The sequence below is a fragment of the Caballeronia eucalypticola genome, assembly GCF_047608185.1.
Lineage (GTDB): Bacteria > Pseudomonadota > Gammaproteobacteria > Burkholderiales > Burkholderiaceae > Caballeronia.
The window spans coordinates 205,003-217,639 of sequence record NZ_JBLKRU010000011.1 but is presented as its reverse complement, the minus strand read 5'-3'; the positions used below and the strand labels follow the sequence as shown (position 1 = coordinate 217,639).

The following is a 12,637-nucleotide window of genomic DNA, read 5'->3' as shown; positions in this document are numbered from 1 at the left end:
TGATCGATACGCTCGGCTGCGGACTCGAAGCACTAACTTATCCCGCCTGCACCAAGCTGATGGGACCCATCGTGCCCGGCACGATAGTCCCCAACGGCGCCAAGGTGCCCGGCACCTCTTTCCAGCTCGACCCGGTTCAGGCTGCGTTCAACATTGGCGCGATGATCCGCTGGCTCGACTTCAACGACACGTGGCTGGCTGCCGAATGGGGCCATCCGTCGGACAATCTCGGTGGCATTCTCGCAACGGCCGACTGGCTTTCGCGTAACGCGGTGGCTACCGGCAAGAAGCCGCTATCGATGAAAGACGTCTTGATCGCGATGATCAAGGCGCACGAAATTCAAGGCTGTATCGCGCTGGAAAACTCGTTCAACAAGGTCGGGCTCGATCACGTTTTGCTCGTGAAGCTGGCTTCAACGGCAGTCGTCGGTCAGATGATCGGCCTCACGCGCGATGAGTTGATCAACGCTGTTTCGCTAGCCTTCGTCGATGGTCATTCGCTGCGCACGTATCGGCATGCGCCGAATACGGGCTCGCGCAAATCGTGGGCCGCAGGCGATGCAACTTCGCGCGCCGTGCGCCTTGCGCTGATCGCGAAGACCGGCGAGATGGGCTATCCATCGGTTCTGACCGCTAAAACATGGGGCTTCTACGACGTGCTCTTCAAGGGCAACGAGTTCAAGTTCCAGCGCCCGTACGGTTCGTACGTAATGGAAAACGTGCTGTTCAAGATTTCGTTCCCGGCCGAATTCCACTCGCAAACCGCCGTGGAAGCCGCGATGACCTTGCACGCGAAGCTCGCGGAAACGGGCAAGAAGGTTGAAGACATCAAGAAGATCACGATCCGCACGCACGAAGCAGCAATTCGGATCATCGATAAAAAAGGTCCGCTCGATAACCCCGCCGATCGCGATCACTGCATCCAGTACATGGTTGCCGTGCCGCTGATTCATGGCCGGCTGACCGCATCGGATTATGAAGATTCAGTGGCGAAGGATCAGCGTATCGATACGTTGCGCGCGAAGATGGAATGCGTGGAAGACCCGCAATTCACGAAGGATTATCACGATCCGGAGCAGCGTTCGATCGCCAATGCGCTGACCGTTGAGTTCAATGACGGCAGCAAGTTCGACGAGGTGGTCGTCGAATATCCGATTGGACACAAGCGTCGTCGCGAAGACGGCATCCCGCTTCTGGTTGAGAAGTTCAAGGTTAACCTCGCACGGCGTTTCCCAGCCAAGCAGCAAGAGGCGATCCTCGCGGTATCGCTGGATCAGGCAGCGCTCGAAGCCATGCCGGTCAATGAGTATGTTGACTTGTATGTGATTTGAGCAAGGCGAGACGCGTTAGCCCGTAATGTGAAAAGGCCGTTCCAACGCGAGTTGAAACGGCCCTCAATAAGCACAGCGTGGCTCAATGCACCCAGTCATTCCAAAGCACGACCAGAATCGTCATCAACGCCGGCCCAATGAACAGGCCCACCAGCCCGAACGTTTCCGCGCCGCCCAGAATCCCGAATAGCACCAGCAAAAACGGCAAGCGCGCCGCGCCGCCAATCAGCACCGGCCTGATAGCGTGCTCGGCCACGAACACAACCACAAATCCGAACACCGCGACGCACACCGCTGCCGCCATCGAGCCCTGAGCAAGCAGCCACAACGCCGCGCCTATGAACACAATCGGCGCGCAGAACGGCAGCATCGCGGCGATGGCGGTCAGCATGCCCAGCAACGTGGCATGCGGCACGCCGGTCACGGCATAAGCCACGCCAAGCAACGCGCCTTCACCCAGACCGACAACCACCAGCCCCGTCACCGTGCTGCGAACCGACTCGGCCATCCGTCGCGCAAGCGAGGCGCCATCCGAACCGAACCCGCGCCTCGACGCCTCAAGCAACTGTTCACCAAGCTTCGACCCCGCCTTGAACAGGAAAAACAGCGTAACGAGCATGAAGCCGAACACGACCAGACCGTGCGCGACCCGACCGCCGAAATGCCGGGTCATGGCGACAACCGTCGCGCTATGGAAATGCTTGGCCGCCGGCGAAGAACTCAGCGGTGTAGCAAGATTTTCCTGCCACCACGCCGATATCTGTGACGACCCGGTGGGCAGATGGTTGACAAGATCAGGCATGGGAATGCCCGAGCGCAGCGATTCTTGAAACCAGCGTATCAAGTCGCGGGCCTCGCTGCCCGCCTGCGCCACGACCAGGATAAACGGCACGACGAATACCAGCCCGATCACAACGGTCAAAACCACCGCGAGCCAGATGTGCCGATCCTTGAACACCGGCCGCTGCTCGAGCCAGGTCAGCAACGGCCACAACGCAATGGCGATGACCGCAGCCCACACGACAGCAGGAATGAAGTCGCGGATCATCCAGATCGCGACGGCGACGAGCACCGCGTACAGCAACCCCGACGCGGTTCGTTGCAGACGCCGCGTGCGGTCCTTTTCGTCCGCAGAGGTTTGATCGCGTGGATTCATATAAAACGCCCTTGTTATTTCTTCTTTAAGTGAAAGCCCCAAGCCTGCTTTAAATCAAGTCTTTCCGCGTCTTAGGTGAGAGTCTTAGTTCTGTGACGCACTGAGTACCAACCCTGCATTGTAAGTCGGGCCGCTATCGGCCAGAATCAAGGCGAAAGCACTTTCAACCGGCTTTCCGCATGTTGTTCTAATTTCACACTTCGCCAATTCCGTTTCCCTATAATCGAAACCCCCGCCCCGGCATCCGTTCAAGAGACATGCAGTGAAAGCTATCCAAACGATTGTCAACGCGTGCGCAACAACGGCCTTGCTCGCCGGCTGCGCGTCCGGCCTGAATCGGTCGAAGGAAGAAGCAATCAACCAGAAGGTCGGCATTGTCGTCCATCCGGTGCACGAGGGCGTGGAACTGCGGCTTCAGGAATCGGCGCTATTCGACTTCGACGAAGCCTCCATGCGTCCCGAAAGCATCGCCGTGCTCAATCGTGCAGCCGTCCTCCTCAAGCGCAGCACGCGCCCGATCATGGTCGAAGGGCACACGGACAACGTCGGTCCGTTCGACTACAACCAGGCACTGTCCACGGCGCGCGCGAATGCCGTGGGCGATGCGCTAGTCGCACGCGGCGTTCCTGCTGCGCGTATCAAGACAAAAGGGATCGCATTCTTGCAACCGATCGCGACCAACGACACGCCCGAAGGGCGTGCGTTGAACCGGCGCGTGGAGATTATTGTAAAGACGGAGACTGAAGAAACACTGCTGGGAAAATTGAAGACGAAATGATGCGCGGAACGATGTAAAGCGTCATTTCGCGTGCTGTACTTCCATCACCAATAGCTGGGCGCCATCGGTAACCTGGTCGCCGACGCTGAACAAGATTTCGGCCACCGTGCCGCCCGCCGGCGCAACAATGGTGTGCTCCATTTTCATGGCTTCCATCACCAGCAGCGGCGCGCCCTTCTCGACCACCGCGCCCACCTCCACCAGCACCGCGATCACCTTGCCCGGCATCGGCGCTGTCAGGCGGCCCTCGCCATGCTCGGCATCGGCGGCATGCGCCAGCAGGTTCTGCCATTCGAACGCCAGCGACGCGCCCGCGTAGAACACATGGAACACATCGCCGTCGATAAACACGCGCCCCTTGATCCGCTTATCGCCGATCAGCACGACGAATGCGTGTGGCTCGTCCCCGTGCGACCAGTCGAACGTGAGCGTTTCGCCAAGCAGTTCGAGCTGTTTGTTATCGGCGCGGCCTGATGTTGAATCCCGGGTAAAGACGGCCAGGATTTCGTCGTCCGAACCAACGAGGCGCCAGTTCAACGCCTGCGTGTAGCCGCCGCTCATGCGCCAATGAGACAACGCATCCCACGGCGATACACCGTGCGCCTCGCCGCCCTCACGCGTGAGCAATGCAGCGCAAGCCAACGCGAGCGCTTGCGTTTTTGGCACCGTCGATCGTGCAAACAACGTGTCGTGATGACGTTCAATCAGACCCGTATCAAGATCACCCGCAGAGAACGGAACGCTGACCACGATCCGATGCAGGAACTCGATATTCGTCGACGGCCCCACCACTTCGCATTGTTTCAACGCCAGCGCCATGCGCAACAATGCATGGTCACGATCATGACCATGCACGATCAGCTTGGCGATCATCGGATCGTAAAACGGGGTAATGGTGTCGCCTTCACGCACGCCGCTATCAATGCGTACATTTCCATTCAACTGAAATTCGACGGCTTCGGGCAGACTCAAATGCTTCAGCGTTCCCGTCGATGGCAAGAATCCGCGCGATGGATTCTCCGCGTAGATACGCGCTTCGATCGCGTGGCCGTTCACCTTCAACTGATCCTGCAACAACGGCAACGGTTCACCGCTCGCCACGCGCAGTTGCCACTCGACCAGGTCGAGGCCGGTCACCATTTCGGTCACCGGATGTTCAACCTGCAGCCGGGTGTTCATCTCCATGAAATAGAACTGGCCGTCGCCGGTCATGATGAACTCTACCGTGCCGGCGCCAACGTAGTTCACCGCGCGCGCGGCCGCGACCGCGGCTTCGCCCATGGCTTTACGCACCTCATCGGAGAGGCCGGGCGCGGGTGCTTCTTCCAATACTTTTTGATGGCGCCGCTGCACCGAGCAATCGCGATCGAAAAGATACACGGCGTTGCCATGCTGATCGGCGAATACCTGGACTTCCACATGCCTCGGACGCTGCAGATATTTTTCGATCAACACACGATCATTGCCGAAACTGCTCGCGGCTTCGCGTTTGCAAGACAACAACGCCGAGGCAAAGTCAGCGCTCTTCTCGACCACGCGCATGCCCTTGCCACCGCCGCCCGCGCTTGCTTTCAGCAGCACGGGGTAGCCAATGCCATCGGCTTCTTTTTGCAGCAACGCCGGGTCCTGGCTGTCGCCGTGATATCCCGGCACCAAGGGCACGGACGCCGACTGCATCAGCGCCTTGGCCGCGGCCTTCGATCCCATCGCGGAGATGGCCTCGACCGGTGGCCCGATGAACACCAGCCCGGCCTTCTCGCACGCCCGCGCAAAATCCTCGTTCTCCGACAAGAACCCGTAGCCCGGATGCACGGCTTGCGCGCCGGTTTCCGACGCGGCGTTAATGATCTTTTCGATCCGCAGATAACTCTCGGACGCAGCGGCGCCGCCGACGTGCACGGCTTCATCGCAGACGGCAACGTGCTTCGCCTGGGCATCGGCATCCGAATAGACCGCCACGCTGCCCACGCCTAATCGTTTGCAGGTCGCAGCCACACGGCACGCAATCTCGCCGCGATTCGCAATCAGTATTTTGTTGAACATGACGAAGCCTGGAAGAAGGAGATCACATGCGGAACACGCCGAAACGCGTGTCCTCGATAGGCGCATTCATGGAAGCGGCGAGACCAAGTCCCAGTACATCGCGGGTCTGCGCCGGATCGATCACGCCGTCGTCCCACAGGCGTGCGCTTGCATAATACGGATGCCCCTGTACTTCGTATTGCTCACGAATAGGTGACTTGAACGCTTCTTCTTCTTCCTTCGACCATGTACCGCCCTTGCCCTCAATGCCATCGCGGCGCACCGTCGCAAGGACGGATGCTGCCTGCTCGCCGCCCATCACGGAGATGCGCGCATTCGGCCACATCCAGAGGAAGCGCGGCGAATATGCCCGGCCACACATGCCGTAATTTCCCGCACCAAACGAGCCGCCGATAATCACCGTAAACTTCGGCACCTTCGCCGTAGCAACCGCCGTCACCATCTTCGCGCCATTACGCGCGATGCCTTCGTTTTCATACTTGCGGCCGACCATGAAACCCGTGATGTTCTGCAGGAACACGAGCGGAATCTTGCGCTGGCAGCATAGCTCAATGAAGTGCGCGCCCTTCAACGCAGACTCGGAAAACAAAATGCCGTTGTTCGCAATGATGCCGACCGGATGCCCCCAGATATGCGCAAAACCGCACACGAGCGTCGTGCCATAACGGGCTTTGAATTCATCGAAGGCGGAGTCGTCAACAATGCGTGCGATCACTTCGCGGATGTCGAACGGCTTGCGGGTGTCGGCCGGAATCACGCCATAGAGACTATGCGGATCGTGACGCGGCGGCAGCGGTTCTTTGAGCGCCACCGGCGAGACCTTCACTCGATTCAGGTTGCCAACAATGCTGCGCGCGATCCCTAACGCGTGGGCATCGTTTTGCGCGAGGTGATCGACCACGCCTGAGAGGCGTGTATGCACGTCACCGCCGCCCAGATCCTCCGCGCTGACCTCTTCACCCGTTGCCGCTTTTACCAGCGGCGGACCGCCCAGGAAGATCGTTCCCTGGTTCTTCACGATGATCGATTCATCGCTCATCGCCGGGACATAAGCGCCGCCCGCAGTGCACGAGCCCATCACCACGGCGATCTGCGAAATGCCCTTCGCCGACATGTTCGCCTGGTTATAAAAGATGCGGCCAAAGTGGTCGCGATCGGGGAATACATCGTCCTGATTCGGCAGGTTCGCGCCGCCGGAATCGACGAGATACACACACGGCAAGCGGTTCTCTTCCGCAATCTCCTGCGCCCGAAGATGCTTTTTAACCGTCACCGGATAGTACGTGCCGCCCTTGACGGTTGCGTCGTTGCAAACGATCACGCACTCCTGCCCCGCAATCCTGCCGATGCCCGTAATCACGCCGGCGCCCGGAGCGCCGTCGTTATACATGCCGTACGCGGCCAGTTGCGACAACTCCAGAAACGGCGTGCCCGGATCGAGCAATTGCGCGATGCGATCGCGTGGCAAGAGCTTGCCGCGTGACACGTGTTTATCGCGGGCCGCTTGTCCGCCGCCCAACGTGATCTTCGCGATCTTTTCCTTCAGATCCGCGACGAGCGCTTCGAGCGCCGCCGCGTTGGCGCGAAATTCATCGCTGCGTGGATTCAGTTTCGATTCGATGATCGGCATAAGTTTGTCCGCTCGCTCAAGCTGTTTCAGCGAAGAGTTCACGGCCGATCAGCATGCGGCGAATCTCGCTCGTGCCCGCGCCGATCTCATACAACTTTGCATCGCGCCACAAGCGGCCCACCGGGTACTCGTTGATATAACCATTGCCGCCAAGAATCTGGATCGCTTCACCGGCCATCCATGTCGCCTTTTCAGCCGTGTAGAGAATCACGCCCGCGCAATCCTTGCGGACCTGGCGGCCATGTCCTGCGCCGAGTGTATCGAGTTGACGTCCCACCGCGTAGAGATACGCGCGGCATGCCTGCAGGGTCGTATAAAGATCGGCTACCTTGCCTTGAATCAACTGGAACTCGCCGATCGCCTGACCGAACTGCTTGCGGTCGTGGATGTACGGCACAACCGCGTCCATGCACGCGACCATGATGCCCGTCGGGCCGCCCGCCAACACCGCACGTTCATAGTCGAGGCCGCTCATCAAAACCTTCACGCCGCCGTTCAATGTCCCAAGGATATTTTCCTTCGGCACTTCAACGTTCTCGAACACGAGTTCGCCGGTATGCGACCCGCGCATGCCGAGCTTGTCGAGTTTCTGCGCGACCGAAAACCCCTTCATGCCCTTCTCGACGATAAACGCCGTAATGCCCTTCGAGCCCGCTTCAATGTCGGTCTTCGCATACACCACGAGCGTGTCGCAATCCGGTCCGTTAGTGATCCACATCTTCGTGCCGTTGAGCACGTAGCGGTCGCTCTTTTCATCGGCGCGCAGCTTCATGCTGACCACGTCCGACCCTGCGTTCGGCTCGCTCATGGCCAGCGCGCCAATGTGCTCGCCCGAGACGAGCCCCGGCAGATATTTGCGCTTTTGCGCCTCAGTGCCGTTGCGATGAATCTGGTTCACGCACAGATTGGAATGCGCGCCATACGACAACCCCACCGACGCCGACGCCCGCGAAATCTCTTCCATCGCGACCATGTGCGCCGTATAGCCCATGTTCGCGCCGCCGTACTCTTCGGACACCGTCATGCCGAGCACGCCGAGATCGCCGAATTTCTTCCAGAGGTCCATGGGGAACTGGTCGGTTTTATCGATTTCAGCCGCGCGCGGCGCAATCTCCTTTGCAGCGAAATTGGCGAGCGAGTCGCGCAACATGTCGATGTCTTCGCCCAAGGCGAAATTCAGACCGGGTACGTCGTTCATGCGGATCTCCTTCTTCGGTGGTTCGGCTCGGGGTCGGCAGCGTGGTGGTTTTCTACTCAACTATGAGTCGCACTCACACGCAGTAATTTCCAATATGGACGGCAGTTTCACGCCGAATACTCCTTCCCGTCAATAGGGATTTGAGCTACGCTCACATCTGGTTCATCATCGTACATGCCTTCTTATGTCCTCTACCGCTGTCACCGGAAATCGCCGCACGCCCGCAGGCGTCAAGTCGCAACAGCGCGTGAAGGACATTCTTCAGGCCGGACGTGACGTCTTCGCCGAGAAAGGCTATGACGCCGCGACCAGCGCCGAAATCGCCCAGCGCGCCGGGATTTCGGAGGCCACCGTGTTCAGCTATTTCAGCGGCAAACGGGAGTTGTGCGCGCGGGTGATCGCGGATTGGTATGACGAGATCATCGATGCTTTCGAATCCGGCCTTCCACGCGACGGCAGCGTGCGCCAGCAGTTTGCGTTTATCGTGAGGACGCATTTGCGGCTGATGCTGGTGAACGGGACGGGCTTGTGCGCGCTGGTTTTATCGGAGGGACGGACGAAACATCATGATCTCAGCGACGCCCTCACCGACCTTCAACGCCGCTATACCGCGCCGCTGATGAACGTGCTCGCTCATGGCCAGACAGTCGGCCAGGTGCGGGCCGACTTGCCGCTGCGGCTGATGCGCTCGCTGGTCTTCGGGCCAATGGAACACGTGCTGTGGGACGCGACGCTCGCGAAACGGCATCTGAGTCAGGCTCAGATCGATACGACCGCCGATGAACTCATCGACGTCCTGTGGACCGCGCTGCAGCCCCCTGCTGCCAGCCTGAGCGCGCTTGCGCAGTTCAGACAGGACGTGGAAGAAGCGTCGAGGCGGTTTGACGAGGCGGCGAGCCGGGAGAAGTGAGTGTGTGGAAACTTGCGGACGCAAGTCGGTCCGACAGTTAGTTGCAAATCCTCGTCAACAAAGCAAAGCGTAATAACGCCCCGCCGCATTCGCGGCGCCCAAAACAAAGGACAGTTAGTTGCTATTTAATAAACCGCAGGGCAATCCGGGCGAGTCGCGGCACGGTCACCGGCCGCAATAGACGCGCGTCGTAACCGCCCATACGGCGCTCGTTTTCGGTCAGGCACAAATCCACCAGCGCCCTCGCCGATACCCCGCCGCCCACCGAATCGCCCACGTTCGCGGGGAAATTCATATCCTGCGCGGCGCCGCTGGTGTCGAAACCTCGTGCCAGCGATATTCGGTCGCATATCAGCGAGAACCACACGCTGGCGGTCTTCATGAGAAACCAGGGCCGCCGGTACCACGGCAAGCTGCGCCGGTACCACGCCACCCAGTTTGCAAAGAACAGAATATGGCGCGCCTCCTCCTGGATCACCGGCTCGAACGTTTCAACCAGTTCTTCAGGGAAATAACCCGATTGGCGCGCAGCTTCGAATAAGCCGAAGGCAAAGAAACTATCGATACATTCGCTGTAGCCCGTAAGCATCCATGCGCGCAGCGCGTCTTTTGGGGCGGGATAGGGCGGCTCGGGCGCAAGTTCGATGCCGTAGGCCTGGACGAGCCGCGACAGCACGACCTTGTGCCGCGCCTCTTCAGCGCCGTTCATGGTGACGGCTTCGCGCAGCACCGAATCCTCAATACTACGTGCATAGGTCGACACGCGAATCGACGCGCGGCCTTCGGTCTGCACCGCAATATCCCAGATAGGCAGCGACGTGACGCGCTTGAGCATGGCGGGCGCGAGCATGGGCCAGTCGATGACTGCGGGCTTATAGGGATTGTGAGTCGTCAGCAGCATCTCGCAGAACATGCGTTTATGTTGTGCGGAGCCAATCTTGATCTGGCCGGTGGATCGATACGTCCAGTGACGCATCGCGTAGTCGGCTTCGGCAGGCGTGAGCGTGTCGGACATAGCGTAACGGGAGAATTAATCGCGTTATGCAGATTTTGGCATAACGCGCGCGCTTCTGCCGCGATGGCTTGGTCAAGCGCACCAGGCCATATAGCGTCCTATTGCGACTATCGAAACGATCAATGCGAGATTTGCTCCAGCGCCAGATCGCGCGTCTTCGGTCCCATCAGCCCGATAGCCAGCATGACCACCACCATCGCGCCGGCGATAAACATGAACACCCCCGTCGTGCCGAACGCCTTCAACACGCCCGCGATGAAAAAAGACGTAAAGATGGCCGAAAAGCGGCTCCACGAGTACACGAAACCGACCGCACGCGCGCGGATGCTGGTGGGGAAAAGCTCGGTCTGATATGCGTGGAAGCTATACGACATGATGTTGCTGGCGAGCGTCAGGCCCACGCCCATGCAGACCAGCAGCGCTGCGCCCGAGACCTGGCTGAACACCAGTCCGCAGACCACGATCGCGCCCGCCATCACGACGATCACGCTCTTGCGCTCAAATTTATCGGCCATGAACAAGCCGATGATCGGCCCGACCGGGGCGGCCAGCGCGATGATCGTCGAGTACATCAGGCTGGTCGTGATCGTGATGCCCTGGTGGATCAGGAGCGTCGGCACCCAGTTGGCGAAGCCGTAGAAACCGACCGTCTGGAAGACGTTGAAGATGATCATCATGGTCGCGCGCTTGCCGTACGGCGCGACCCACATGTCGCGGAACGATCCGCGTGTGCTGACCGGCTCAGGCGCGGCAGGCGGCGGCAAGGGCCGGCCGTATTCTTTCTCGACCTTCGCTTCCAGCGCCGTCATCACCGCGTCCGCTTCGGCAAGCCGCCCTTTTTGCGCCAGCCAGCGCGGGCTCTCAGGCAACGCGCGCCGGATAAACCAGACGAACAACGCGCCGTGTGCGCCGATCAATACGACCCAGCGCCAGCCATCGAAACCGAAGGGTTTGTTCGGCACCAGCGCATAAGAAAGGAATGCGACGACCGGCACGGCCATGAAACCCACCGCTTGCTCGCAGGCGAAGGCGCGGCCTCGGATGTGTTTGGGGACCAGTTCGGAGATGTAGGTTCCGATCGTTACCAGCTCCACCCCAATGCCCAAACCCGCCATGAAGCGCCAGAAGTTGAGGCCGCCAGCGGTGTCCTGGAAAGCCATGATGACGTTCGCGGCCGTGTACCAAAGCAGCGAGTAAGTGAAGATGGCGCGTCGCCCGAAACGATCGGCGAGAAAACCGCATGCAATCGTGCCGATGAACAAGCCGAGGAACAACGACGCGATGAAACTCGCGACGCCCGTCATGCCGAACAAACCGACGGTGGTAGACGTGAGAATGCCGCTCTTGACCAGCCCCGGCGCAACGTACCCGGAGTAGAGCAGATCGTAGAGTTCGAAGAAAAATCCGAGGCTCAGCAAAACCACGAGGACCCACATCGAACGAGTCGCCGGCAGGCGATCGAGCCGTGCGGAGATCGTGCCTGCGCTTAGTGAATCCGAAGAACGAACGTGGTGATCAGTGCGGGATTCAGCGAGGTCCTGAGCGGTGGTCATCGATTTATGTCTCCTTGTCTTGGGCGCTTGTTGTGGCCGGGGCCTAGCTTGCGGCACGCCCTTTGATGCGCCCTTTTTGTCGCGCGCCGGCGCGCATTTTAACGGCGTATTTGCAGATTTGTTACAGGTTCCGGAACATTCTTGCCCGATCGTCATTGACGATGATTTTTTCGATCCAGCCCGCGCAACACCGCGTTACTTTCCACCCGGCGACCTGTCTCCGAGTGCGCGACGTAAAGCGGCCCGGCGCCCGCTGCCCGTGACGCTCAAACCGGTCCGACGCCGTGCATCAGCAGCGCCACCGCGTGTTTCGCGACCTGGTCGCGCCTGGGCGCACAACCGCCGCTCTCCTCAGCCCACTTATAAGTCACCGCCAGCGGCAGCACTGTCAATCCGAATACCGATACAAACAGCAGCGACGGCTCCAGGTGAGGGTTAAGCTTGCCTTCTTTCTGCCACTGCGAGATGCGTGCAATCGACGCTTTCTTGTTGGCATCGCCGAAACGCTCTGCAATACGCTGGCGCAGCAACCCGCCTTCGCTGATCACTTCGCGAACCCAGAGCGTCGCAAACCACGGATACCGCTCGCACACAGCAATGAGACCTTCGGCGAACCCGCGCAACGCTTCCGCCGGTTCCGCGTCCGAGTCGGCGAACGCGCGGCCGAGTTCGGCACGCAACGGCACGAATCGCTCATCGATCAATACGTCCAGCAGTTGATCGCGCGTCTTGAAGTAGTAATGGACCATGGCCGGCGTCACGCCCGCCTCGCGCGCAATCGCGCCGAGCGTGGTCTCCATGATTCCCTGGCGCGCGAATAAAACCAGGGCCACATCCAGCAACAGCGTCCGCGGCTCGCCGTGCTGCGCGCCACTAGGCCGCCCAGGTCGGCGACCGGCCTTTGGCTGCTCAATGGGGACAGAAGAAACAGCCTGCTGGGAAGGATCGGTTACATCTTTAGTCATGGTGGCAATTGACCCCGCGATTGGTGTGGCCTAATATTAACTCCAACATTAATTTAAC

The 12,637-nt window shown here is 59.8% G+C and carries 10 protein-coding genes; 3 read left to right on the top strand and 7 right to left on the bottom strand.

Annotated features, from left to right (window positions below; all coding sequences use genetic code 11):
- A partial coding sequence (locus tag ACMX25_RS15825) for a bifunctional 2-methylcitrate dehydratase/aconitate hydratase (RefSeq protein ID WP_414950924.1) occupies window positions 1–1,331 on the top strand: 1,331 nt, incomplete at its 5' end.
- An 82-nt stretch (window positions 1,332–1,413) separates the two neighbouring features.
- Here the strand turns inward: ACMX25_RS15825 and ACMX25_RS15820 are convergent.
- Window positions 1,414–2,487, bottom strand: a complete 1,074-nt coding sequence (locus ACMX25_RS15820; protein WP_414950923.1) for an AI-2E family transporter — start codon at window positions 2,485–2,487, stop codon at window positions 1,414–1,416.
- Window positions 2,488–2,749: 262 nt separating this feature from the next.
- Here ACMX25_RS15820 and ACMX25_RS15815 point away from each other — a divergent pair, with 262 nt between their 5' ends.
- Complete coding sequence (locus tag ACMX25_RS15815) at window positions 2,750–3,265, top strand: OmpA family protein (RefSeq protein WP_414950922.1); 516 nt, start codon at window positions 2,750–2,752, stop codon at window positions 3,263–3,265.
- A 21-nt stretch (window positions 3,266–3,286) separates the two neighbouring features.
- Here the strand turns inward: ACMX25_RS15815 and ACMX25_RS15810 are convergent, their stop codons facing one another.
- The 3 genes from ACMX25_RS15810 to ACMX25_RS15800 are packed head-to-tail and all read right to left on the bottom strand — an operon-like array spanning window position 3,287 to window position 8,136.
- Complete coding sequence (locus ACMX25_RS15810; RefSeq protein WP_414950921.1) at window positions 3,287–5,308, bottom strand: acetyl/propionyl/methylcrotonyl-CoA carboxylase subunit alpha; 2,022 nt, start codon at window positions 5,306–5,308, stop codon at window positions 3,287–3,289.
- A 22-nt stretch (window positions 5,309–5,330) separates the two neighbouring features.
- Window positions 5,331–6,938, bottom strand: a complete 1,608-nt coding sequence (locus ACMX25_RS15805) for a carboxyl transferase domain-containing protein (protein WP_414950919.1) — start codon at window positions 6,936–6,938, stop codon at window positions 5,331–5,333.
- Between the two features lie 16 nt (window positions 6,939–6,954).
- Entirely contained in the window at window positions 6,955–8,136 is a 1,182-nt protein-coding gene (locus ACMX25_RS15800; RefSeq protein ID WP_414950918.1) for an isovaleryl-CoA dehydrogenase, read from the bottom strand.
- Window positions 8,137–8,320: 184 nt separating this feature from the next.
- On the opposite strand from ACMX25_RS15800, the gene ACMX25_RS15795 reads away from it, so the two are divergent.
- Window positions 8,321–9,046, top strand: coding sequence for a TetR/AcrR family transcriptional regulator (locus tag ACMX25_RS15795; RefSeq protein ID WP_414950917.1), 726 nt, complete (start codon window positions 8,321–8,323; stop codon window positions 9,044–9,046).
- A 121-nt stretch (window positions 9,047–9,167) separates the two neighbouring features.
- Here ACMX25_RS15795 and ACMX25_RS15790 read toward each other — a convergent pair whose 3' ends face one another.
- The 3 genes from ACMX25_RS15790 to ACMX25_RS15780 form a co-directional block, all read right to left on the bottom strand.
- Window positions 9,168–10,061 (bottom strand): ferritin-like domain-containing protein, encoded by an 894-nt coding sequence (locus ACMX25_RS15790; protein WP_414950916.1) that lies wholly within the window; start codon window positions 10,059–10,061, stop codon window positions 9,168–9,170.
- Between the two features lie 119 nt (window positions 10,062–10,180).
- Entirely contained in the window at window positions 10,181–11,614 is a 1,434-nt protein-coding gene (locus tag ACMX25_RS15785; protein ID WP_414950915.1) for an MFS transporter, read from the bottom strand.
- Window positions 11,615–11,880: 266 nt separating this feature from the next.
- On the bottom strand, window positions 11,881–12,579 hold the full coding sequence (locus tag ACMX25_RS15780) for a TetR/AcrR family transcriptional regulator (RefSeq protein WP_414950914.1): 699 nt from the start codon (window positions 12,577–12,579) through the stop codon (window positions 11,881–11,883).
- Window positions 12,580–12,637: the final 58 nt, after the last annotated feature.

Excerpts from the sequence above, each read along its gene's own strand:
- ACMX25_RS15820 (WP_414950923.1), bottom strand. The coding sequence starts at position 2,487 with ATGAATCCACGCGATCAAACCTCTGCGGACGAAAAGGACCGCACGCGG.
- ACMX25_RS15810 (WP_414950921.1), bottom strand. The coding sequence starts at position 5,308 with ATGTTCAACAAAATACTGATTGCGAATCGCGGCGAGATTGCGTGCCGT.
- ACMX25_RS15805 (WP_414950919.1), bottom strand. The coding sequence starts at position 6,938 with ATGCCGATCATCGAATCGAAACTGAATCCACGCAGCGATGAATTTCGC.
- ACMX25_RS15800 (WP_414950918.1), bottom strand. The coding sequence starts at position 8,136 with ATGAACGACGTACCCGGTCTGAATTTCGCCTTGGGCGAAGACATCGAC.
- ACMX25_RS15795 (WP_414950917.1), top strand. The coding sequence starts at position 8,321 with ATGTCCTCTACCGCTGTCACCGGAAATCGCCGCACGCCCGCAGGCGTC.
- ACMX25_RS15790 (WP_414950916.1), bottom strand. The coding sequence starts at position 10,061 with ATGTCCGACACGCTCACGCCTGCCGAAGCCGACTACGCGATGCGTCAC.
- ACMX25_RS15785 (WP_414950915.1), bottom strand. The coding sequence starts at position 11,614 with ATGACCACCGCTCAGGACCTCGCTGAATCCCGCACTGATCACCACGTT.
- ACMX25_RS15780 (WP_414950914.1), bottom strand. The coding sequence starts at position 12,579 with ATGACTAAAGATGTAACCGATCCTTCCCAGCAGGCTGTTTCTTCTGTC.